20 protein-coding genes are annotated in these 23,608 nt (G+C 68.8%); 10 read left to right on the plus strand and 10 right to left on the minus strand.

Translation table 11 applies throughout. From position 1 onward, the window contains the following. Positions 1-21 precede the first annotated feature (21 nt). Together ABV606_RS02170 and ABV606_RS02175 are read right to left on the minus strand one after the other, a co-directional pair. Positions 22-1,197, minus strand: a complete 1,176-nt coding sequence (locus tag ABV606_RS02170) for an MFS transporter (RefSeq protein ID WP_353988173.1) — start codon at positions 1,195-1,197, stop codon at positions 22-24. Between the two features lie 248 nt (positions 1,198-1,445). Next, a complete protein-coding gene (locus ABV606_RS02175; RefSeq protein WP_353988174.1) occupies positions 1,446-2,624 on the minus strand; it encodes an MFS transporter in 1,179 nt (392 codons plus the stop codon). Between the two features lie 200 nt (positions 2,625-2,824). Here ABV606_RS02175 and ABV606_RS02180 point away from each other — a divergent pair, with 200 nt between their 5' ends. From ABV606_RS02180 to ABV606_RS02195, 4 genes are all read left to right on the plus strand, one after another. Further along, positions 2,825-3,460, plus strand: a complete 636-nt coding sequence (locus tag ABV606_RS02180) for an HDIG domain-containing metalloprotein (protein ID WP_353988175.1) — start codon at positions 2,825-2,827, stop codon at positions 3,458-3,460. 247 nt (positions 3,461-3,707) lie between these two features. Further along, positions 3,708-4,328, plus strand: a complete 621-nt coding sequence (locus ABV606_RS02185; protein WP_353988176.1) for a hypothetical protein — start codon at positions 3,708-3,710, stop codon at positions 4,326-4,328. Positions 4,329-4,335: 7 nt separating this feature from the next. Beyond that, a complete protein-coding gene (locus ABV606_RS02190; RefSeq protein WP_353988177.1) occupies positions 4,336-5,655 on the plus strand; it encodes an MFS transporter in 1,320 nt (439 codons plus the stop codon). 5 nt (positions 5,656-5,660) lie between these two features. Further along, positions 5,661-6,686, plus strand: a complete 1,026-nt coding sequence (locus ABV606_RS02195; RefSeq protein WP_353988178.1) for a hypothetical protein — start codon at positions 5,661-5,663, stop codon at positions 6,684-6,686. Here the strand turns inward: ABV606_RS02195 and ABV606_RS02200 are convergent. Continuing rightward, entirely contained in the window at positions 6,646-7,326 is a 681-nt protein-coding gene (locus ABV606_RS02200; protein WP_353988179.1) for a hypothetical protein, read from the minus strand. The two genes, ABV606_RS02195 and ABV606_RS02200, sit on opposite strands and share 41 nt — an antisense overlap. 58 nt (positions 7,327-7,384) lie before the next feature. Here ABV606_RS02200 and ABV606_RS02205 point away from each other — a divergent pair, with 58 nt between their 5' ends. From ABV606_RS02205 to ABV606_RS02225, 5 genes are all read left to right on the plus strand, one after another. After that, positions 7,385-8,137, plus strand: coding sequence for a hypothetical protein (locus tag ABV606_RS02205; protein ID WP_353988180.1), 753 nt, complete (start codon positions 7,385-7,387; stop codon positions 8,135-8,137). An 8-nt stretch (positions 8,138-8,145) separates the two neighbouring features. Continuing rightward, positions 8,146-9,480 (plus strand): O-antigen ligase family protein, encoded by a 1,335-nt coding sequence (locus ABV606_RS02210; protein ID WP_353988181.1) that lies wholly within the window; start codon positions 8,146-8,148, stop codon positions 9,478-9,480. Positions 9,481-9,853: 373 nt separating this feature from the next. Beyond that, positions 9,854-10,948 carry a hypothetical protein gene (locus tag ABV606_RS02215; protein WP_281487397.1) on the plus strand — a complete coding sequence of 365 codons (1,095 nt, stop codon included), beginning with the start codon at positions 9,854-9,856 and terminating at the stop codon, positions 10,946-10,948. Between the two features lie 104 nt (positions 10,949-11,052). Continuing rightward, positions 11,053-11,970 (plus strand): glycosyltransferase family 2 protein, encoded by a 918-nt coding sequence (locus ABV606_RS02220; protein ID WP_353988182.1) that lies wholly within the window; start codon positions 11,053-11,055, stop codon positions 11,968-11,970. Beyond that, on the plus strand, positions 11,967-12,908 hold the full coding sequence (locus tag ABV606_RS02225; RefSeq protein WP_353988183.1) for a glycosyltransferase: 942 nt from the start codon (positions 11,967-11,969) through the stop codon (positions 12,906-12,908). The genes ABV606_RS02220 and ABV606_RS02225 overlap by 4 nt, the downstream gene beginning before the upstream one ends. Before the next feature lie 21 nt (positions 12,909-12,929). On the opposite strand, the gene asnB is transcribed toward ABV606_RS02225, so the two are convergent. Further along, positions 12,930-14,792, minus strand: coding sequence for an asparagine synthase (glutamine-hydrolyzing) (gene asnB / locus ABV606_RS02230; RefSeq protein WP_353988184.1), 1,863 nt, complete (start codon positions 14,790-14,792; stop codon positions 12,930-12,932). 121 nt (positions 14,793-14,913) lie between these two features. Between asnB and ABV606_RS02235 the strand changes: the two genes are divergently transcribed. Further along, positions 14,914-16,377 (plus strand): glycosyltransferase family 4 protein, encoded by a 1,464-nt coding sequence (locus tag ABV606_RS02235; RefSeq protein ID WP_353988185.1) that lies wholly within the window; start codon positions 14,914-14,916, stop codon positions 16,375-16,377. A gap of 127 nt (positions 16,378-16,504) precedes the next feature. On the opposite strand, the gene ABV606_RS02240 is transcribed toward ABV606_RS02235, so the two are convergent. The 6 genes from ABV606_RS02240 to ABV606_RS02265 all read right to left on the minus strand — a co-directional run bounded on the left by ABV606_RS02240 (position 16,505) and on the right by ABV606_RS02265 (position 23,578). Beyond that, entirely contained in the window at positions 16,505-18,124 is a 1,620-nt protein-coding gene (locus tag ABV606_RS02240; RefSeq protein WP_353988186.1) for an HNH endonuclease signature motif containing protein, read from the minus strand. A gap of 143 nt (positions 18,125-18,267) precedes the next feature. Further along, on the minus strand, positions 18,268-18,570 hold the full coding sequence (locus ABV606_RS02245; RefSeq protein WP_353988187.1) for a hypothetical protein: 303 nt from the start codon (positions 18,568-18,570) through the stop codon (positions 18,268-18,270). A gap of 151 nt (positions 18,571-18,721) precedes the next feature. Continuing rightward, positions 18,722-19,855 (minus strand): DegT/DnrJ/EryC1/StrS family aminotransferase, encoded by a 1,134-nt coding sequence (locus ABV606_RS02250; RefSeq protein ID WP_353988188.1) that lies wholly within the window; start codon positions 19,853-19,855, stop codon positions 18,722-18,724. Beyond that, positions 19,852-21,048 (minus strand): rhamnosyltransferase WsaF family glycosyltransferase, encoded by a 1,197-nt coding sequence (locus ABV606_RS02255; RefSeq protein ID WP_353988189.1) that lies wholly within the window; start codon positions 21,046-21,048, stop codon positions 19,852-19,854. The genes ABV606_RS02250 and ABV606_RS02255 overlap by 4 nt, the downstream gene beginning before the upstream one ends. Next, positions 21,045-22,499: a lipopolysaccharide biosynthesis protein gene (locus ABV606_RS02260; protein ID WP_353988190.1), complete on the minus strand. Its 1,455-nt coding sequence runs from the start codon at positions 22,497-22,499 to the stop codon at positions 21,045-21,047. Before ABV606_RS02260 ends, ABV606_RS02255 begins: the two co-directional genes overlap by 4 nt. Beyond that, a complete protein-coding gene (locus ABV606_RS02265) occupies positions 22,496-23,578 on the minus strand; it encodes a glycosyltransferase family 2 protein (protein WP_353988191.1) in 1,083 nt (360 codons plus the stop codon). The genes ABV606_RS02260 and ABV606_RS02265 overlap by 4 nt, the downstream gene beginning before the upstream one ends. Between the last annotated feature and the right edge of the window lie 30 nt (positions 23,579-23,608).

The following is a 23,608-nucleotide window of genomic DNA, read 5'->3' on the forward strand; positions in this document are numbered from 1 at the left end:
GGCCGCTGGCGGCTCAGACAGTCACCGCTCAAGGCCGCGGCGCAGAACCGGAGCCGCGGTCGCGATGGCCACGGCGATGGCCATCGAACCGATCGAGGCCAAGAGCGCTGCATGGGCGCTGACCGATTCGATGAGTGCACCGGCGAGAGCGGTACCCACAGCGAGGCCGATCAGCTGTCCCGAATGCGACAGGGAGTAGGTCAAGGCCGTGCGGTCATCGGGAACGCGAGTAGCGATGATCGTATGCACGCCTGCGAAGGCAGGCGCGACGCCGCCGCCGGAGATGAGCAGCGCGATCACCAACCAGATCACATTGTCGGAGAAGGTGGCTGCGACCAGGCCGCTCAGCGCCAGTCCGAGGCGCAGGGGCAGCGACCCCGATCGCAATGGCCGTTTGCCGATGAAGATGCCGCCCACGAGCGAGCCGACCGAGATCGCGGCGAGCGCGATCCCCGCAGCTGGATTGTCGTACCCGAAGTGCGCAACTACGAACAACTCGATCGTGCCGCTCGTGCCGACGAGGAAGAAGCCGACCGCGATCAGGATGGCCACGAGCCGCAGATCGAGGCGGCCCTTCACGGTGGAGCGGGACGCCATGGCGATCCCGTGCAGGTTGCCGTAGCGCCGTGTGGCAGGCAGCGCGGCGAACACGCTGACGCCGGCGAGCAGCACGCTGGCCGCGATCAGCAACGCTGCTGAGGGGCCGACGAGCCACGCTGCCGAGGTGGCGACGAGTGGTCCGACGATCCAGATGAACTCCTGCGCGATCGCGTCGACCGCGAAGACGGGCTCGAGCTTCGCTCTGCCGACGATGCGGGGGTACATCGACCGGGCGAGCGGCGTCACCGGGGGGAAGGTGAATCCGGCGACCGCGGCGAGGATCAATGCCCCAGGTGCAGTCGGCGCCAGCATCACCAGCGCGGCAAGCGCACCTGCGCTCACGATCGCGTAGGCCCCGAGTACCGGGGCGGTGCCGATTAGGCTCAGGAGCCGGGCGGCGAGCGGGCTTCCGATCGCGTAGGCGATGTTGTAGGCCGCGACCAGCATCCCGCCGATGGCGTAGGAGCCGAGCACACCCTCACCGAAGAAGACGAGCCCTAGGTTCAGCATGCCCGACGGAGCACGTGAGACAAGTTGCCAGATGAGGACTGACCAAGCGTGCCGGTCGAACGCGAACTCGCGCCCTCCGCCGCTCAACTACCGGACCTGGGGCACACATACGCGATCATGTGACCTGATACTGCCGCGGGGGCCGACGGACGCGCCAGGAGAAGCGACGAGGTCTGTCTGATCGGACAGCGCAGGCATCAGGGCCTGTCTGGCACGACAAGGCTGCCGTCGGAAGCACGCGTTAACGACGCAGGCGACCCGCTCTTACGTGGAACCCACGTCCGAATCACCCAGGAGGATCGGCGATTCGCCTGGCCATGACGCCAAAGGAAGCGCTAGTCGCGACCGACGCCGAGACCGCGCCGCAACGAGGGCACAATCAGCGCCAGCAGCACAGCGACGACCGAGGACGCGACGGCCGACCAGATCACGAGCGCCGAGCCTGAGAGGTCGACCATGGCACCCGCGACTGCCGTGCCGATCGCGAGTCCGACGAGCTGACCGGAGTGGGTGACTGCGTAGGCCACGGCGTGGTGTCGGTTCGGCAATCGCAGCGCGATGATCGTGTTGAAGGCGGCGAAAGTAGGGGCGAGCCCCATTCCGAGCACGAAGAACGCGATCAGCATCCAGACGAAGCCGTCGGTGAGCCCGGCCAGCAGGGCGCCCGCCAGCACCATCGAGAGACGGATGGCGACAGAGCCGCGGCCGAGCCTGCGCTTGGCGATCGTGATGCCTGCGACCAGTGATCCGGTCGCGGCGGCCGCCAGCACGAACCCTGTCTCCGGGCCTGAGTAGCCGAGTTCCGCCACGACGAAGAGCTCCGACATGGCGCTCGCTGTGACGAGGAAGAATCCCGTGGCGATGAGGGCGCTGAGCACACCGAGGCTGGCGCCGATCGCAGGCGCGGAGCCGCCGGCATCCGCCCGGATTCGTAGATTGCCGAACTCGCGCGTCGCGGGCAGGAACGAGAACACCACAGCACCGATCACGAGCATGATCGCCGCTGCCAGCAGCGCGGTCGAGGGCCCGAGAAGCCATGCCGCCGCGGTCGCGATGAGCGGGCCGACGATCCAGATGAACTCCTGCGCCACGGCGTCGATGGCGTAGACCGGCTCGAGCCGGGCGTTGCCGACGATGCGTGGGTACATCGAGCGAGCGAGGGGCGTGACGGGAGGGAACGTCAACCCGGCCAGGGTTGCCAGCGCCACCGCCGCCGCGGGCGCCGGCTGCACGACCGCCATCGCGGCGAGCGCTCCCCCGCTGATCGCCGCATAGGTCAGCAGCACGGGCGCGGTGCCGATCGCGCCGAGCAAGCGTGCACCGAGCGGACTGCCGATCGCGTAGGCGATGTTGTAGGCCGCGACCAGCAGCCCGCCGATGGCGAACGAGCCGAGCACGCCCTCACCGAAGAAGACGAAGCCCAGATTGACCATGCCCGACGGCGAGCGCGAGACGAGTTGCCAGAACAACACCGCCCACGCGCGCCGGTCGAAGGCGAACGACGAATCGCGCACTAGGAAGGGCGATTCGGATGCCGGCGGCGAACACTCATGCGCTAAGCCTGCCTGTTCGGGGCCCTCACGTGCGCGCGCGACACCGATGCACTTCACCCGCCGCCGACCATGCCGCGTCATCAGGCGCCCAAGAGCATCGCGTTCCCAACAGCATCGCGTTCCCAACAGCGGGGTACCGTGCACCCCATGGAGGGCAGAACGTGACGGCCGACTTCGATTGGCGCTGGTTCGAGGAGCACGCGCAACACACGACCGATTGGCCTTCGCTGCTCGATCGCGCGGCGGACGACGGACTGCTGGAGGTGCATCCAGAGCTCGATCTTCGCCGTGTGCCGCAAGATCCGCGCTGGCATCCCGAGGGCACTGTGTGGGTGCATCTGGGACTGGCGGCGCAGGCAGCCGCGGAGGCCTGCGATCGAGATGGCGTCGAAGGCGATGATCGCACTGTCGCGGTGCTCGGCGCGCTATTCCACGACCTGGGCAAGGCGACTCACACCTTCGTCAGCCCCGACGGCCGCATCCGCTCGCTCGGTCATGCGGAAGCGGGTGTCGCTCCGGCCACGGCAATCCTCGAACGTGCGGGGGCGCCGCCGCGCGGGATCACCGCACGCATCACCCCCTGCATCCGCGAGCACATGGTGCACTACTCGGTGCGGGGTGAGCCGAGCGCGAAGACCGTGCAGCGACTCATCCGCAGACTCCGGCCCGCGAGCCTCGAGGATTGGGCCCGCATCGTCGCAGCCGACAGCGCCGGGCGCGGCCCGGGTTCACGGCCGTCGCCGGCGACAGCGTGGCTCGCTGCGGCGGGTCGGTGGGCAGAACGGGCGAGCCGGTGAGCACTACGCGCGGGCTGATGCGGAGCGCGCCACGCTTCGTGACAGACAGGTCTAGTGCTGCACTGCCCTCCGGGCCTATGCTGGCGCAACACCGAGTCTCGACGTCGAACTCGTAGTACCCGACCACGCGGCGCCGAGGCAACAACCGAGAACGGGAACCCGAGCCCGCGATCGTTGGTGGAGCGCCGCTATGGTGCCCCGCCCGGCGCGCCACCCGACACACGGCCTGGGCTTCCGAGGGAGCCTCATGGGCGCGAAGGTCAAGGCAGAGTCCGCCGGTCGACGCTGGGCGCGATGGTCACTCATCGCCGGCGCGGCGGTGATCGTGATCGCGCTCGCCGCGGTCTCGGCGATCGCCCTGCGCGGCGGCGCACTCGGCGAGCAGAGGGAAGCAGCGGCCGGGCCGACCCCGACGGCTGTCGAATCGCCAGGGGCAGAGGGTCCGCCCGCCGACGAGAACGCGACCCCTGCTCCGACGGGGCTGCCGCTGCCTTCGCCTGGACCAGCGCTCGTCTCGCTGCCGTTGCCTCCTGCCGCGCACGCCTCAGGCGACTTCGCGAAGGGATTCCCGAGCGACGTCATCGACCTTCCGCCCGAGTCGGCGATCACGAGCACCTCTCTCGCCTCCGAGGGCCCGCGTCTCCAGGCGGGGCTCGTGGGCACCTCGCGCTCGGCACCTGAAGCAGTGCTCGAGCACTACCGCAAGCAGTTCGCCGACCTGGGCCTCTCTTCCCGCGAGGGCACGACGGCCCCCGACTCGACGAGCATGGTCTTCAACGCCGGAGAGAACACCATCACGGTGACGGTCGCGGCCTCAGAGAACGGCACGGAGTTCAGCGTGCTCGGCATCCTGATGGCAGCGGAGTGACCGCCGCATGTACATCTCACTGCGAAACACCCCCGGGCCAACGAGAGGGAGGAATCGCGGGAGGAATCGCGGCCGCGTCTCGTCGATCGTCATCACCCTCGGCATCGTCAGCCTGCTGACCGATGTCGCGTCGGAGTCGGTGTCGGCGATCCTGCCCATCTACATCACCGCGGCCATCGGCCTCTCGACCGTCGCATATGGGTTCATCGACGGGCTCTACCAGGGCGTGAGCGCGCTCGTCCGAATCGGCGGTGGCTGGGTGGCTGATCGCGGGCAGCAGCCGAAGTGGGTCGCCTTCTTCGGCTACGGCATCTCGGCGGTGGCGCGCGGCGGCTTGCTGATCGCCACGGGCTTCGGCGCGCTCACTGCAGTGGTCACGCTCGACCGCATCGGCAAGGGCGTGCGCACGGCGCCACGCGACGCGATGATCGCCGCAGCATCTGACGAAGCGTCGCTCGGGCGATCGTTCGGCGTGCACCGGATGCTGGATACCGTCGGCGCGGCGCTCGGCCCGCTGCTCGCCTTCGTCATCCTGTTCGTGATCCCTCACGGCTACACGGCAGTCTTCGCCGTGTCGCTCGCCTTCGCTCTCGCAGGCCTTGCCGTGCTCGGGCTCATGGTGCCCGACATGCGTTCCGCGCCGCGGGCGGCGGCGGCAGCAGCAGCAGAGCGAACAACGGCGGCAAGCACCGCACACGAGTCAGCCGCTGCCGCACCCCGCTTCCGCTGGCGCCAACTCAACGACCCGTCGCTGCGGAGGCTGCTCATCGCTGCGGGCCTCTTCGGGTTGCTCACGATCGGCGACGGATTCATCTACTTGGTGCTGCAATCGCGCGACGCCTTCGCGACCGAGTGGTTCCCGCTGCTGTACGTCGGCACCAACATCACCTTCCTCGCGTTCGCCGTACCGGCCGGCCGGATCGCCGACCGATTCGGCCGCGCCCGCATGTTCGTCATCGGCCACCTGGTGCTCCTCGGCGCCTACGTCGTCGCCGCGCTGCCCGCGACCGGGCCCGTGCTGACGGTCGCGTGCCTCGTGCTGCTGGGGGCGTTCTACGCCTCGACCGACGGCATCCTCGCTGCGCTCGCCGCCCAGCACACACCGCCCACGGCACGTGCGACGGGAATCGCCGCCGCCCAGACGGTCGTCGCGCTCACCCGCCTCGTGGCGTCGACCGGGTTCGGGCTGCTCTGGTTCATGGTGGGACGGGAGACGGCCATGGTTATCGCCGCAGGAGCGCTCGCACTAGTGCTTCCCGCTGTGGCAGCGCTGCTCTGGGCGCCCCGCCGCATGCCGCTCGACGACCCGGCGGGTGCTGCGGAATGAGCAGGATGAGCGAGCACGAGGTCGTACCCGTTTCGATGGCTCGCCGTCGTATCGCTGCGGCGATCATCGCGATGCTCGTGCTCGCCACCGCTGCGGTGCTCGTGGTGCAGTGGGCGCAGGCCAAGCAGGCGCCTTCAGCCAGCGAGGTCGAGACGGCATCGCCACCCGCGCTCGCCGGCCCGCGAATCGTGTTCCGCAACACGGCCATCGGTGACTCGTACGGGCTCGTCGCGGCAGTGCCGCTGCACGACCCCGGCGCGAAGCGCACGCTGAGCGCCCTGGCGTGCGACCGCGTCGACGCCTCGCCTGCTCGAACAGTGTGCCTTCGCACCGTGCGCGGCGTTCTCTCGAAGTTCGAAGCGGTCGAGCTCGGCGCAGACGGTTCGGTGCATCAACGCGCGCTCCCCGGCATCCCGAGCCGCACCCGCATCTCACCCGACGAACAACTCGTGGCCACCACCTCCTTCGTGAGCGGTCACTCCTACGCGACGATCGGGTTCTCGACAGAAACGGTCATCACGGATGCCGCCGGCGCGAGTTCCGGAAACCTCGAGGACTTCGCGCTGCTGATCGACGGCGCACGCATCACCGCTGCAGACCGGAACATCTGGGGCGTGACTTTTACCGACGACGGACGCACGTTCTACGCCACCGCGGCGACGGGCGGCCGCAATTGGCTCGTGCACGGTGACCTCGAAGCGCGAACGCTCACCTCCATCAGAGAAGGAGTCGAATGCCCATCCCTCTCCCCCGACGGCACCCGCATCGGCTTCAAGTCGGTGTCGACCGACGACACAGCAGCCTGGGGCGTCTCAGTGCTCGACCTCGTCGACGGCACGGTCGTCGAGCTGCCGATCGAAGGCAGTGTCGATGATCAGGTGGCGTGGCTCGACGATGAGACACTGCTCTACGGGATGCCACGCGAAGGCGAGCCCGGAGACTCCGACATCTGGGCGGTCGCTGCCGATGGCGGCAGCGCGCCCCGCATCCTCATCGAGCACGGCTGGTCGCCGGCTGTGGTTCGGAGGTGACGTCATGACCTCGACGCAAGCGACGGTCCAACAGCACCGCTCCCACGCAGCCTGCCGCAACACCGAGCACCATGATCGCGCCCACCGCGCGGATGGAGCTTCCCTTGGCATAGCGGATGCCGCTCGTCTCATCGGAGACCACCACCTGGATGCGCCGATCTTCGGCGACGCCGGCGTCGAGTTGCCGCTGCTCGGCGATGCGCTGCACCTCGGTCACCGCTTCGTTCAGTCGCTCGACCGCGAGCTCGCGGGAGGGGTCGATCGACTCGACCATCAACGCTGCGTCTCGGAAGCTGCTGCTCCACTGCCCGCCGGCGTTCGGCAGAGTGACTCGCACGCCGGTGCGCGCTCCAGTGCCGTAGAGGGGGGCGTCGACAGAGGCGAAGTCGGGGGGCTGATGGTTGCCGGTGTATTCGCGCTCGACGAGGGCCGCGAAATTGATGAGCGTCTGCTCCGGGTCTCTGAGGGTGTTCTCGTCAGCCGTGACAGCGGCGGGCGGAAGGAAGACGAGCTTCAGCCGCGCCTGGTAGACACCCTCAGCCTGAATGCTGATCGCCGCGATCAGGCCTGCCGCGATCACCGCCGCGGCGAGCACGTACCAGCGCCTGCCGAGGCTGCGCAACAAACCGGCGAGTGTCACGTGGCCCTCCTCGGCCTAGGATACGGTGCAACGCCCACAACCCGAGAGGGTGACGCCGATGTATCTGCGTGATCTGCTGATCGGCATGGGTCGGCGCTGGTACGTGACCGTCGTCGGCTTGTTGCTGACGGGCGCCGCTGCATGGGCGGTCTTCGGCGCGGTTCCGATCACCTACACAGCGAGCTTGAGCGTGCTGCTCATGCCGCCGGAGGATACGACCGCCGAGATCCGCAACCCCTATCTGAATCTCGAGGGCATGGCATCTGCGCGCGATGTGCTCACGCGGCGCGTCGACGCCGATGTGGTGCGGGTGCCCGTCGAGAAGGCGTTCCCCGACGGCGAGTACATCGTGTACTCCGACATGTCGACCGGCGGGCCGATGGTCGTGGGAGAAGTGCGCGAACGCACCGAGCGAGGCGCCATGCAACTGCTGGAGCGCATCCGCTCCGAGCTGCACTCGTCGATCGACATCATGCAGGCTGAAATCGGTGTGCCGCCCGTCTCGCGAATGACGCTCACCGATGTCGCGATCGATCAAGCGAGCGAGCCCGACCCGAGGGCGCGCTACCAATGGACGCTCGCGGTCGTCGGCGCCGGCATCGTGCTCACAGCCCTGCTCGCGGGCTTCATCGACGGACTCGTGCTCTCTCGCCGTGCCAAGCGTGAGGCGCGAGCGTCGGACGCCGCGGGCATCGAGGAAGTCGAAGAGCAGGATGCCGCGAGCGGCTCGCCGCTCGCCGTCGGTGGTCGGACCGAGGCCGCGACGAAGGCAAGCGCGGGGCGCGCGCTCGACCGCGAGCTCACCAAGTAGGCCAACGGATGCTGGGCGCCGATCGTCGACTCACGAGCACCGGCGCCTCAGCAGCGCGCCCAGCACGACCCGCGCGCCCGGCACGGCCTGACGGTGTCACGATCCTCACGATCTTCATGCTGCTGCTCCTGGCCATCCCTTCGGGGCGCACCATTCCGTCGCTCGGCTCGGCCGGTTCGGTCGCGCTGCTCTGGGGGCTCGCAGCAGGAGTCTGGTGGTGCTGGCACCAATTGCAGCGACGGAGCGTCTCCACGCCTGCCCCTCAACCCGCACGGACGCTGGCGCTGCTCTTCGCCGCGGCCGTGCTCGTCAGCTACATCGCCGCCATGCTGCGCGCGCTGCCCCCCGAGGAGGCCAATCCCGCCGACACGGGACTCATTCGCGCGGCGGCCCTCGTCGGCATCCTGCTCGTCGCAGCCGACGGCCCGCCGGATATGCCCCGCCTCGAGGTGCTGCTGCGCCGGATGGCTGCCTTCGGCGCGCTGTACGCCCTGCTCGGGCTGGTCCAGTTCGCCTCCGGTCACGCTTTCGTCGACCAGCTCCCCATTCCCGGTCTCTCGTCGATAGAGGGATACGAGAGCATCGAGACTCGCGGCGGGGTGACCCGCCCGCTGTCGACCGCGACGCACCCACTCGAGTACTCGCTCGTATTGGCCGCCATCCTGCCGATCGCGCTCGCCTTCGCAGTGCACGACTCGGATCGAGGCGTGCTGCGCCGGTGGACTCCCCCCTTGCTCATCGGGCTGGCGATGGCCCTGTCGAGCTCGCGCTCCGCCTACGTGGGTCTCGCGGTGGGGATGCTGGTGCTGTTTCCGACGATCGGCCGACGCGGAAGGCTCACGCTGCTCGCAGGGGGCGTCCTGCTCTTGGGCGCGGCGTACATCGTGGCGCCGAGCGCACTCACCAATGTGCGCTACCTCTTCACGGCAGTCAGCGACGACTCCAGCGCGGCATCGCGCACCGACAGCTACTCGATGGCGGTCGACGTCGTGTCGCAGAGCCCGGTCGTCGGCCGCGGATTCGGCACATTCCTTCCGCAATATCGGATCCTCGACAACCAGTACCTGCTGTTGCTGATCGAGGTCGGCATCCTCGGCACGGTGCTCTTACTCACGGTCGCGTTGGCCTCCATGACGAGCGCCCTCCGCGGTCGATCGCTGGTCTCTCGGCCGCTGGACCGCGCGCTTGGAGGAGCACTGGCAGCATCCGTCGCCGCTGCGGCAGTCATGCTCGGCCTGTTCGACGCGCTCTCGTTCCCGCAGGCGGCCGGCATATTCTTCCTCGCGCTGGGGTTGTGCTCCTCATACTGGCGATTGGCGAATCGAGCAGACACGTTTTCCTGAGTCGTGTGCGCCAGCCGGTCTGGTGCCGCAAATAGCTCAGGTCGCCCGTGTTCATGCCGATCGGCGCGTCGCCGGCACTCCATGACGTGTGATCGTTACGGTCCTGTTACACACAGGGCCTGAGAGATCGGTGATCATATGCCGATTTGCGCAATCAGTCCCCGTGGCTATAGTGATCCGGTCCTAGCGGGGGCGGGACACCCAATAGTGGGTTGTAGACGAGCGAGCAAGGGGCGGTTGCTCGCAATTCGATAACAGTTACGGAACCATGCGCGAATTTTTGAGATTTCTCCGCCCGCTCGGCCGGCACCGCGATGGGAGGCGACGCTCGCTGCGTCGATCCCTTGCAGTCTGGGGCAGCGCGTTCGCCATCGTGAGCGCGAGCCTGACCGCGTGGGGCGTCACCTCGGCCGGTTCGACCGAGGCTTCCGCCGCGAAGCCGACGACGAGCAAGAGCGAGACCAGCAAGGACTGGAAGAACGACAAGACCAAGAACGACAAGTGGGGCAAGGGCAAGCCGTCGACCGGCACTCCCTCGACCGACTCGGGCACGACTGAGCCCGACTCGACCACCGACGTGAACGACTCCGGCTCGACCGAGACCGATTCCGTCGTCGCGACCGAGCCGACCCCGGCTCCCGCACCGGCACCTGAGCCGGCCCCTGCGCCTGCTCCCGCCCCGGCTCCGACCGGCGGCGTGCCGAGCGCTTCGACCACCGGCGTTCCTGCCGGCACCACCCTCTCCGCAATGAGCGGGCTCACCATCACCACCCCCGGCACCGTGCTCGACGCGCGCCACATCAAGGGCAACGTGACGATCGCCGCCGACAACGTGACGATCAAGAACTCGCTCATCGAGGGCCTCGTGAACATCCGCCCGCCGTACAAGGGCCTGCTGCTGCAGCGCGTCGAGATCGCCGGTCCCGGCACCTCGGCCGCCGCCTACGAGAACGCCGTCGGCTACTCGAACTTCACGTGCGACGGCTGCAACGTCCACGGCTGGGGCAAGGGCTTCATGATGGACAACAACGTGACCGTCAAGAACTCCTGGGTGCACGACCTCGTCGTCTCGGGTGACCCGGCCGGCAGCGGCAGCCACAACGAGACCATCCTGAGCCTCGGCGGCAGCAACTTCACCATCGTGAACAACCGCCTCGACTCGGGCCGCGCGGGCAACTTCTCGGCCTCGATCGCCCTCTACAACCAGTGGGGCCCGATCAAGGACACGCTCGTGCAGGGCAACCTGATGAACGGCGGCGGATACTGCCTCTACGCCGGCTACGACGTCGCCGGCAAGAACCACCCGTCGAACCTGCGCATCGTGGACAACACCTTCGGCACGTCGGTGAGCCCCAAGTGCGGTTCGTACGGCCCCGCCGTCGCGTTCTACTCGGGCAACGGCAACGTGTGGTCGGGCAACGCCATGCAGGGCGGCGCCGCAGTCGCAGCCCCCAAGGGCGGAATGTGATCCACCAAGGCGGTCTCTGACCGACCTTCCGCGCACCGCAGCGCGCTCCCTATACTGACCGGTGACGGCACCCCTCGTGTCGTCACCGGTCGGGAGGGGCGCCGATGATCGATTGCTCGATCATCGTGGTGAGCTACCGAAGCGCCGACGATCTCGCGGCACTGATCGATTCAGTGCCGGAGGCCGTCGGCGCTTTGTCGTGGGAGCTGATCGTCGTCGACAACGTTCCCGACGGCGACAGCAGCCTGGATGAGATCGTCCTGGGGCGCTCGGCCGTGCAACTCGTGCGGGCGGGAGCGAACCTGGGCTACTCCGGCGGCATCAACCGCGGGCTGGCGGCTGCGACAGCAAGCCGATACACCGTCATCCTCAATCCCGATCTCACGCTCGAGCCTGGCTCCATCGAGCGACTGGCGAGGGCATGCGAGCTCGACGGCGTGGCTGCGAGCGTTCCGCTCATCCTCGATGATCACGGCGTCCCCCAGCCTTCACTGCGCCGAGAGCCCAGCCTGCTGGGGTCGCTTGGCGAGGCGCTGTTCGGCGACCACTGGTCGCAGCGTCCGGCCGCGCTCACCGAGATGGTGCGCGATGCACGCGCCTATCAACAGGCGCGCGACATCGAGTGGGCCACGGGTGCTGCACTGATGATGCGCGCCGACGTTGCCGAGCGCGTCGGCGACTGGGATGCCGACCGCTTCTTCCTCTACTCAGAAGAGACCGACTACTGCCGCCGCATCCGCGCGACCGAGGGCACGGTGCGCTTCGAGCCGAGCGCGGTGGTACGGCACCGCGGCTCGGGTTCGGGCAGCTCGCCCCAGCTCGACGCCCTTCGAGAAGTGAACCGCCTCCGATACTTCGCCAAGTGGCACGACGACAGCGCCGGTCGGCTGAGCACCGCGCTCTTCGCTGGTGTGCTGTTGCTGCACCATGCTCTGCGGGCTCACCGGCCCGACTCGCGCGCGGCGTTGCTCGCGCTGGTCTCCCGGTCGCACCGGGCTGCGCTGCCAGGCGGCAGGCGATGACCGGGTCGGCTCGGCCGCTCGGCTCGGTGATCATCGCGGCTCACAATGAGGCCGCGGTCATCGGGCGCACCCTCACCGCGCTGGAGCCTGCCGTCAGCGACGGCTCGATCACCGTGATCGTGGTGCCGAACGGATGCCGCGACGACACCGCATCCATCGCTCGCACGTTCCCCGGTGTCGTCGTCTCGGAGCTCGAGCAGGCGTCGAAGGCAGCGGCGCTCCGCGCGGGCGATGCCCTCGCGGCATCCGGTCCGCGCATCTATCTGGACGCCGATGTGGTGCTCACCGCGCGAGCCGCGCGAGACGTGCTTCGCACGCTGGCTTCAGGTGCCATCGCGGGTCGGCCGCCGCACCGCTTCGACTCGTCGCACGCGACGTTCATCGTGCGGCGATGGTATGCCGTTCGCGAGCGCCTGCCATCGATCTCGCACGCGCTCTGGGGTGCCGGCTGCTACGCGCTGTCGGTCGAAGGGCGCGACCGCTTCGACGAGTTCCCCGACATCCTCTCCGACGACCTCTTCATCGACGATCTGTTCACACGCGACGAGATCACGATCGTGCCGACCGACCCGGTTGTCGTTCGCGCGCCTGGCCGCGCTGCCGACCTCGTGCGCATACTGCGGCGCAGCTACCGCAGTCAGCACGAAGTGATGGAGGGCACCGGTCGTTCTGCTGCGGCGGCTGACGGAGTGGGTGGGCGCGTCTCGGCCGGCCAACGCGGGCAGTTGCACGATCTCGCGCAGTTGCTCAGGCGCGAGCCATGGCGCGTTGCGGATGCCGGCATCTATGTCGCGGTCGTGCTGTACTCGCGGGTGCGGGCCCGGCTGTCGACTCCCACCGTGCACTGGGAGCGCGACGAGAGCTCACGCGCAATGACGGAGCGGCGGCGCGGCGTGAGCCGGCGCCGCGCCACGTCTCGGGGCGGCTCCGCCGGCTGAGCCGCTTGGCGCCGTGGCCTCTCACGCGCCGGCCGCGACCGGCACTGGGCTGCGGAAGAACGCCTCGTGCCAGACTTCGAGCGACATCAGCGTGAAGATGCGGGCCTCCTCGTTGAAGCGTCCGCTCTCGTGCCGCTCCAGCAGCCGAACGACCGCTTGCCGGTTCAGCGTCTGGGCCACGAACGAGCCGGTGCCCGTGAGCCGGTCCCACATCGAGTCACGCAGACCGCTGCGGAACCAGGCGTCGAGCGGCACGCGGAAGCCGACCTTCCGCCGGTCGACGATCTCGCTCGGGAGCGACCGCCGGGCGACCTCCTTGAGCGCCCATTTCGTCGTGCCGTCGTGCAGCTTGACGCGCGATGGCAGCCGGAACGCGAGTTCCACGAGCCGGTGGTCGAGCAGCGGGGGCCTGAGTTCGAGCGACGCTGCCATCGACATGCGGTCGCCTCGCTCGAGGAGATTGTCGGGCAGCCAGGCGGCCAGGTCGTGCAGCAGCATCTCGCGCACCGGATCCCGACCAGTCGCCGCGGGCCAGTCCAGCGTGCGCGACGGGATGCCGGCAAGCAGCTCAGCCCGCTCTCGCGTCGTGAACGGCGCGAACCAGGCGCGGTACTGCTGGTGGCGTTCCCGCTCGCCGAGCACGCGCAGCACGATGCGGGGTCTCGACCACTGCTGCGGCATCCGTCGTTCCGCCACGTCGGATACAGCGGCACGCAACCCCGCCGGAAGCAGCGACAGCCTGCTCATCCACGCTGCTGCACGGTACTTGGGATAGCCCGCGAACAGCTCATCGCCGCCTTCGCCCGACAGCACGACGCTGACCTTCTGCCGGGCGGCCTGCGCCAGCCGGTACACGGCGATGTCTGCCGGTTCCGACATCGGTGCGTCGCGGTGCCAGGTGAGCAGCGGCCAGAGGCGTTCGAAGTCTGCCGCGTCGACGGGGACCTCGTGGTGCTCGGAGCCCACGTGCTCGCTGACGAGCCGCGCCCACTTCAGTTCGTCGTGCCTGGGATCGCCGAAGCCGGCCGCGAAGGTGTGCAATGGCTGGCCCGGGCGCAAGGCGGCGGCCTTCGCCACGATCAGGCTCGAGTCGATGCCACCGCTCAGGTAGGCGCCCACCGGCACATCGGCCACCAGCGCGGCGCGCACGGCCTCGGTGACGGCCTCGTCGACGGCATCCACCGCGCCATGGTCGCTCCAGACGCCGGCGCCGTCGGCCTGCGGGGGTTGCCAGTAGCGGATGACTCGCATCGTGCCATCGGCGTCGATCTCGGCCCTGTGTGCGGCCGGGAGTTTCGACACGCCCTCGAAGAGCGTGTGCGGTGCCGGCACTGAGCGGCCCGCGAGGTAGGCGTCGAGGCTAAGCAGGTCCACTCCTGGCGCCTTCGGTAAAGCGGGCAGCAAGGCTTTCACCTCTGAACCGAAGACGAGGGCCTCGGAGGTGTGGGAGAAGTAGAGCGGAAGCACGCCGAGGCGGTCGCGCACGAGGTACAGTCGCCCGGATTGCAGGTCGGCGAGTGCCAGCGCGAATTGGCCGACGAGCCGGTCGATGAAGCGGATGCCGTGGATCGCCACTCCCGCGAGGATCGTTTCGGTGTCGCCCTCTGTCGTGAACGGGTAGTCGAGCATTCGCCGGAGCTCGCGGTAGTTGAAGATCTCGCCGTTGAACGCGATCACCCAGCGGCCGTCGGCGCTGCGCATCGGCTGGTGCGATCCGGCGAGGTCGATGATCGACAGCCGCGTGTGGGCGAAGCCGATGCCGTCGGACTGCCACTGGTCGCTGTCGTCGGGGCCTCGGTGCTTGAGAGCCGACCCCATGGCGAGGAGGGTGTCGGGTGAGACCGACTCCCCTGTGAACCGACGGATGCCCGCGATCCCGCACATGTGCGCAGCCTATCCCCGCCCTGGTCAGCAGCGACAGGGCCCGGTAACGTAACGCTCAACCGAACGGCGCGACCCGAATGCGCCGAGCGGCAACCCGAATCGCGCCAACGGAGGTGCGGCTATGGCTGCTCATCGTGTGCTCATCATCGTGCAGAACCTTCCGGTGCCCCTTGACCGGCGTGTCTGGCTGGAGTGCCAGGCGCTCACCGCGCAGGGGTATCAGGTCTCGGTGATCTGCCCGAAGGGGCCCGGTGATCCGCCCTACCAACTGCTCGACGGCGTGGCGATCTACAAGTATCGACCGGCGCCGCAGGCACGGGGAGTCGGGGGCTTCGCGCTCGAGTTCGCTTGGTCGTGGTTGCTCACCGCGCTGCTCTCGCTGCGGGTGTGGCGGCAGCGCGGCTTCGACGTGATCCAGGCGTGCAATCCGCCCGACACGTATTGGCTGCTCGCGCGATTGTGGCGCGTGCGGGGTGTGAAGTTCGTCTTCGACCAGCACGACCTCAACCCCGAGCTCTTCGTCTCGCGCTTCGGCCCGCCTCGCTCGTTCGCGCAGCGACTGCAGTTCCGCGCGCTGCTGTGGCTGGAGCGACAGACGTACCGCGCGGCGGACCGCGTCATCTCGACGAACGGCTCGTACAAGGCGATCGCGGAGCGACGCGGAAAGCGAGACCCGAAGCACGTCACGGTCGTGCGCAGCGGACCCGATACGACGGTGATGCGCCCGGTGTACCCCGACCCTTCGGTGCGAGGTGACGCTGAGGCACTGCTCACCTATCTCGGCATCATGGGCCCCCAGGACGGCGTCGACAATGTGCTCAAGGTGATGGACGAACTCTTGCACCGCCGCGGGCGCAAGGGTGTGCACGCCGTGCTCATGGGCTTCGGCGACTGTCTCGAAGAGCTCAAGCAGCAGTGCACCCGACTCGGGCTCGACGGGCATGTGCGCTTCACAGGACGGGTCGGTCCTGACCGCATCGCGCAGGTGCTGAGTTCGGCCGACATCGGGCTGGGGCCCGACGAGAAGACTCCGCTCAACGACATCTCGACGATGAACAAGACCATGGAGTACATGGCGTATGCCCTGCCCTCGGTGTCGTTCGATCTCGTCGAGACGCGGGTGTCGGCCGGGGATGCCGGTGTGCTCGTGCGGCCCGGCGATCTGAGCGCCTTCGCCGACGCCATCGAGCGGTTGATCGATGACCCTGCGGAACGGGTCAGGCTCGGCCTGGCAGCGCGCGAACGCGTTGTTGCGGAGCTGGACTGGCAGCCACAGGCACGAGCGTACGTCGGTGTCTTCGACGAGTTGCTCGGACGTGTGCCTGACACGGATCGCCTCGCCCGTTGGCCCCACGCAGCGAAGCCAGTCGCCACCTCTCCTGCACCTGACGCTCCCGTTCCGGTCGACCTCGACGACGAGGTGGAGTTCGCACGGTTCATCGCGGAGCGCCGGGCATCCACTGCGCGTGACACGACGCGTGACACGGCGCGTGAGACGACGCGTGACACGACGCGTGACACGGCGCGTGAGACGACGCGTGACACGGCGCGTGAGATGGCTCGTGAACTGGTCGTCGAAGACTAGGGCGGCTCCTCAATCCCAGCAGAGCACTTCTCCGGTCTGAGCAGCCAGAGAGGGATCGCCTCTCACACTGAGAGGCCTGGGAATACGGATCGTCAGTCGCTGTTCGCAAGGGCGCGCTCGTCTCCTCTCATGTTCGCATTGCGATGCGGATGCGGGATTTGGTGCTGGGTCGCCAGGTGCCGGTCGGGTCGAGCCATGGCGGGGGTTTCACCCATGGGGTGCCGTGGCGCATGCTGATCCGCCAGCCGCTGGTGTCGATGGTGCGGTGGTGGAAGTAGCAGAGGCTCACCCCGTTCTCGACGCTGGTTGGTCCGCCGTGGCTGGCGGGCGTGGCGTGGTGGAGCTCGCACCATGCAGCGGTGATGCTGCAGCCGGGGATCACGCACCCGCTGTCGCGGAGGGTGATCGCCCGTCGTTGCTGCGGGGTGAACACCCGTTGCGGGCTGCTGAGGGAGATGATCCCGCCGTGCGCGTTCATGATCGCCTGTTGGATGCCGCCGTTGCAGGCGTAGGCGCGGGCCTTGACCATGCTCACCGGCTCGCTGACGCCATCGACCATCGCCGCCCCGCTGCCCCGGTCGAGGTCGCGCTGCTGGACGGCGACGATCACCGTCGGCGGTGCCCCACCGATCGTCGGCGCGTCGGCGGCGCGGGCGGCGGTATCGAGAATGCTGGCCAGCACATCATGCCGGCGCTGATCGAAGGACCGCGGATCCGGCTTCACGAGATCGTTCGAACCACCGTAGACCGGGGTGCCACCAAGATCGGACGCGACCGTCACGCCTGCTCCGAGGCCCGCTGCAGCCGCGCCGGCACGGTTGGCGCCCGAGGCAGCCGCAGGATCCGAGGCCGCCCACGCCTCTCGCTGTCCTGACGGGCTCGAGGCGCTGTCGGCATCCGCGCCCGAAACCGAATCGGAGTCCTCGAACGCGACTTGGCGTCGCGGTGACAGGTGCGCATCCAACTGGCGTTGCAGGGACGCGGCGACCTCGGGCATCAGCATCCCGGTGATCGGGATCAACCCGTCTCTGGCCCGACCCAGCCGCAGGAACCGGCGGGCCATCGCCTGCTCATCCGACAGCACCGCACCGTCGGGATCGATCGCGGCCCGCCACACCTGCGCCTGCACCCGCACCTCATCAGCATGGAACTCGCCCGCCGAACCGGTGACCGCCGCCTCCGCCGCGACGAAGTCAACCTCGAGCACACCCCCGGCGGGCACCAGGTCACGATCCTCCACCGGCGTCACCCGATCCAGCAGCGGCCCGAACGTGGTCACGATCGCCGTCGCCGTATCAACGCCGATCCGACCCTCCCGCAGCGCCGCCGCCACCGTCGGAAACGCCGGCGGCACCGTCTCGCCGGTGAGCGTCGTCTCTGGCGTGAGCCGCTCCCCCAGCCGCAGGCGGCGCTGCGCGGTCACCGCGCTGACACCGGTGACGCGCTGCACCAACTCGACCGCGGTTCGACAACCGTGACGCCTCGCCATCGATTCCTCACCAAGGCTCGTGCGAGAGCGTCGACCAATCTCACCAGCGACCGAGACCCGAAGCGAGTCAAGAAGCCGGCCGGCGCGCTCCGCGACCTCGAGCAGCTCGATCAGGCCAGCGTCATCCGCGCTCTCGATCCGAGCGTGCTGCGCCTCAACGAACGCCACCAACCCCGCAGGCAGCAACGCAGCATCGACCGCGCCTGCCGCGGCGGCGGCGCCAGCGGCCGCGTCGCCCTCGCCCCATCGGTGAACCATGCCCCGATGCTGTCACCAGCCACCGACATTCACGATCCGCGAAAAACGCTGATCAAGACCGACTTCCTGTGGAGAAATCAGACCCTGTGGAGGAGACGGTGCGTGCGGGCAACACAAGAAGGCGTGAGACAACGTCCCCAGAGTCAGTGCTGCAACGGCGACCAGTCGCGAGGTCCCGGCCCATTCCTCAGCGGCATCACCGGCTGCGGAGACTGGTCGGGCTTCGTCCTGTGGACGAGCCCCGGAGCGTTCCCGGGCGGCCTGCGCCGCTGATACTCGGCGCGCTGTCGAGCGACTCGACGGTTCGCCGCCTGGTACTCCAGCCGGATCAGCCAGCGAAGCGACGTCACCGCGCCGATGCAGGCGAAGAGCCCGAGCACGCCGAGCAGAACGAACGGCGTCCAGTCCGTGACGTACCCGAGAGCTTCATTGATCTCCCCCAGCATGAGCGTCACCCTAGGGCAACCGCGGCCATTTGAGCTAGGTTCACGATTGGAACTGAGTTGCCGTCATCCCACGCGGAAGTGCGACAGTCTCGTTGGCGCGGGGCAAATATCCGCGTCGAAGGGCCTTGCTGAAGCCCTCAATCGACCTTGCTCACCCCACCGCCCCGAGCAGCACCTCCGCCACGCGCTCCTGTTGCGCCGCCGTGAGATGCGGGAACATCGGCAGAGAGAGGATCTCTTCCGCGGCGCGCTCCGCGACCGGAAACGCTCCGCGTTCGTACCCGAGGGAGCGGTACGCCTCCGTGAGGTGCACCGGCGTCGGATAGTGGATGCCGGTTCCAATGCCGGCGCGCCCGAGTGCCTCAATGGCCCTCGCGCGATCCTGCACGCGCACGACGTACAGATGCCACACGTGGACATTGCCGGGCATCGACTCGGGAATCCGCACCGCGGTGCCCGCCAACAACTCGGCGTACCTCGCCGCAGCCGCGCGCCGCGCCTCGTTCCACCCAGCGAGTCGCTCGAGCTTCGCGTTCAGCACGATCGCCTGCAATGCGTCGAGCCGCGAGTTCGTGCCGACGGTCTCATGCTCGTACTTCACGCGCGAGCCGTGCCCGCCGATCAGCCGCACCCGATCGGCGAGTTCCTCATCATCGGTGGTCACCGCTCCCGCATCGCCCGCCGCACCGAGGTTCTTCCCCGGGTAGAAGCTCGTGCCCGCGATCGCCCCCAACGATCCAGCACCACGTCCGTGCCTCGCGGCCCCCTGTGCCTGCGCCGCGTCCTCGATGATCAGCGCGCCCGCGCACTCCGCGATCGGCTCCAGCGCTTCGACCGGCGCGACCTGGCCGTAGAGGTGCACCGGAATGATGGCGCGGGTTCGCGCGGTCACGGCGGCGGCGACGGCATCCGGGTCGATGAGCAGATGCACCGGGTCGACATCCACCAGCACGGGCGTCGCGCCGGCGAGACTCACGGCCTCCGCGGTGGCGATGAACGTGTTGGCCGGCACGATCACCTCGTCACCGGGGCCGATCCCCGATGCTCGAAGCGCCAGGTGCAGCGCATCGGTTCCGTTCGCGACGCCCACGCAGTGCTTCACACCCACGGATGCCGCGTACGCGCGCTCGAAATCCGTGACCGCCGCGCCGCCGATGAACGCTCCCGAACGCAGCAGTTCGAGCACGAGCGGCTCGATGTCGGGCATGATCTCGGCCTGCTGGGCAGCGAGGTCGACGAATGGGATGTCGGCGGCGACGGCCGCGCGCTCACTCACAAGGCTCATGCGAAGATGCTCCGTTCGATGAAGTCGGTCACGGCTCGGGACGGATCGCGCCATGTCTGCTCGGCGACCGATTCGGCAAGCGATTGCGGCGTGCTCGGGGCCCGCCACGAGCGCCAGGCACTGTCAAGTGCTCGCGCGAGTCCGCCGGGCGTCGGCGGCGCCCACGCGACGTGCTCGTTCCGAAGCACGATGCGGTTGTGGTCGGCCTCGTTGACGACCGGTCTGACTCCGCTGGCCAACAGTTCCCAGGGGATCAGCGACACGTTGGAGAACGACAGGCTGAGCCCCACGCGGCATCGGTTGTACAGCTCGTCGAGCTCGCGCGGGGTGATGCGTCCATGGTCGACCGCGTCGAAGGGAAGATCGCCGGGCGAGTCGCCGAAGAAGTGGATGCGCGCTTCAGGGTGCATGCTGGCGAACCGCTGCAGCGCGAGCACGCCGAGTTCGTGACCGCGCCTCGCGACCCCAGGTTTGCTGTAGAAGACCACCCCGTCGCGGTCGCCGAGGTTGCGCACGCGGTACACATCGGTGTCGGCGCCGAACTCGAAGTGCGAGCAGTGCATGCCGAACCGATCGCTGAGCAGGCCTGCGAGCCAGGCTCCGGCCGTGATGCCGGTGAACCCGAACCGGTACGTCTCCTCGGCGAGCGCATACAGCGCGCCGTGGGGATAGAACCACGGCTCATAGTCCTGCACGAAGTACATGCGGTGACCGGTCAGGTGCGGCCGGCTGGCGAGCACATGCGCTGTCTGCCACGACGTCGCGATCCAGACATCCGCGACACCGAATCCCTCGGCCGCATCTCGCACCTCGGCTCGCACACGCGGCCAGTGCTGCCGGATCACCGTCTCGTGCGCCGCCCGGTCACCCCGGAACACGTCGTACAGCACCAGCGCCGTCGAGTGCCCCGCCTGCTCGAGCCCTTCGACCATGCGCAGCATGGTGGTGTGCCCGCCCGACCCTGCCCCTGGCGGAGTGGTGATCCACGCGATGCGCAGTGGCCGGCCGGTCACGACAGGGGGTGCCGTGGGCACCAATTGCGCCGCATCCGCGACGTCGTCGGGGTGCAGCGGGAACGGCTCCCCCGCTTCGCCCAGCATCCGATGCGCGACCCGCACCAGTCTCCGGCGCACGCCGGCAACACCATCAGCCTGCAGCACACGACGCAACTGCTTGAAGCGCGACCGGATCACCGAGCCTCCTTGATCGAGCGGACCACCGATTTGGCGACTTGTGCCGTGAGCAGCAGGTACGCCGCGAGCCCTGAGCAGCCCGCGACGATGAGGGCTGCCCAGGGCGAGTCGATCAACGAGCCGGCCCACGCCGCCACTGCGCCCGCCGCGAGCGCCGCGAGCAGCAGCGGCGAGAACGCCCGCAGTTGAGCACTCACCGGCACATCGGCGATGCGAGCGAGCAGCCATAGGTATGCGGGCACGACGACGAACCAGCAGACCGCCGCGTGCGCGTAGCCGGCTCCGGCGATGCCCCAGCCGGCGACGCCGGCGATCATCGCCGGCGCCAGCGCGATGATCCACAGCACTTGCACCCAGAGGAGTCCGCGCGTCTGGCCTGCGCCGACGGCGAGGTCGGCGAACAGCTCGGAGAGGATGCGGGATGCCGCGAACACGCCGAGCCCCAGCAGCGCCACCGCTCCGGGCAGCCACCGCTCGCCGTAGAGAGCGTGCATGAGCGGGGCGCCCAGCGCCGCCACCAGTGCGCAGATCGGGAAGGTGATCCACGCGACGCCTCGGATGAACTGGGGTACGAGCTCGCCGAGCGTTCCCGCAGCGTGCAACCGGCCGAACGCGGGAACGGCGACCGTTCGGATCATGGTCGTGATGACGGTGCTGGGGAGGGCTGCGAGGTTGAACGCGAGGAGATAGAGGCCCAACTGCTCGGGGCCCAGCATCCGGCCGACCACGATGTAGTCGACGTTGAGCATGACGAACGCGACGAGGTTCGAGAGCGCGAGCGGCATCCCGAGCCGCATGAGGAACGACAGCTCGGCACGGTTCCAGCCCGGCAGGTAGCGGCGCGGCGTGACGATCCAGTAGCCGATGGTCGAGACGAGCTGCCCCGCCACACGCGACCAGGCAAGCGCCATGGCGCCCCAGCCGGCGAGTGCGAGCGGGACGACGAGTGCGAGGGTCACGAGAATCGCCGTCAGATCGACGATGACGCGCTGGCGCTGCAGGAAGTCGCGCCACACGAGCGCGGTCGGCACTGAGGCAAAGCTCGCGAGCATCACGCTGATCGCCATGACCTGAACCACCGGCGTCGCGGATGGATCGCCGAGGGCGGCCGAGAGCCAGGGGGCGACGAGCACCATGGCGGTCGTCAGCACCGCGCCGGTGACGAGCGAGATCGTGAACACCGTGGGCGCGATGCGGTCGGGGTCTCGATCGCCGCGCGCGATCGCAGCCGTCGTGCCGAGCTCGGTGATGTTCAATGCGATCGTCTGAGCGACGAGGGCGACCGCGAGTGCGCCGAACTCGTCGGGCGCGATGATGCGCGCGACGATGAGGGTGGTGACGAACTGCAACGTGCGCGAGAGCGCGATGTTGACCCCGCCCCAGAACGAGCCACGGCGGATGCGGGCGGCCAGCGTCGCCTGATCACCACGCCCGTCACGTACGCCCGTCACGAGATGCCTGCCGTCTCCCAGATGCGCCAGCGCACGCGATCGAGCTGACGGCGCCCGTGCTCGAGGGCGCGCTGAGCGGTGGCAGGCGGCATCCCGCGCGATTGCCGGGCGATGCGCCGGCCGAGCAGTCGGGCACGCCGAGATTGTGCCGACGCAGCGGAGATCTCAGCAGCGACCTGCCGGAGCGGCGCCACCGCCTCAGCCGGATCCCCGGCGTCGAGACTGCGGGCCGCGATCAGCAGCGCCTCGCGCGCGAGCGCCCGCCTGGCCCGCTCCAGCAGCTCGTCGGCGTCTTCGAGGTCGAGGTCCGGGTCGGTCAACGCGTTGAACGCGGCCAGCCTGTGCCGCAGATCGACCGCCATGGTGGCGAACGTGGTGAGGTGCATATTGCCGCCGTGCACCCGGTACCAGGCCTGGGGGCTCCCGTTGACCCTGCCGACATCCCAGTGCGCCGCCACCCTGAGCCAGTAGTGCAGATCGCCGGAATGAGGCAGAGCCGGGTCGTATCCCCCGGCCTGGTGCATCGCGTCGGTGCGCAGCACAGCCTCGGGCGAGAGGATGAAGTTGCGTCCCCGCCGCACCGACCACTCGATCCACTCGTGGCCGTGCCAGATCGACCAGGTCTCGGGGAGCGGCCGGTGCGGCGGGGAGAACTCGTCGGCGTGGCTTCGGTCGCCGTCATCTTCGAAGGAAGCCGCGTGGCCGTAGACCAACCCCACTTGTGGGTGGGCCTGCATCAGCCTCGTCGCGCGCCCGAGCGCCCCGTCGGCGATCACGTCATCGGCCGAGACCAGGGTCACGAACTCGGTGTCGACCAGTGCGAGGCCATCGTTGTAGGTGGCGATGTGCCCGAGGTTCCGCGTGTGCAGCAGCACGCGCACTCGCTCCGGATGCCGATCGGCGAGCGCCTGAGCGACGGTCGCCGAACCGTCCGGTGAGGCGTCGTCGACGATGATGACTCGGGCGTCGACGTCGTGCTGCGAGAGCACGCTCTCGACCGCGTGGGGCAGGTAGTGGCCGTAGTTGTAGCAGGGGATCACGACCGTGATCGTCCCGGGCGCGGCGGCGGGCCGCGGCATCCGAATCCTCATCGTCTCCCCCGACTCATG

The sequence above is a fragment of the Ruicaihuangia caeni genome (assembly GCF_040536845.1).
GTDB lineage: Bacteria > Actinomycetota > Actinomycetes > Actinomycetales > Microbacteriaceae > Ruicaihuangia > Ruicaihuangia caeni.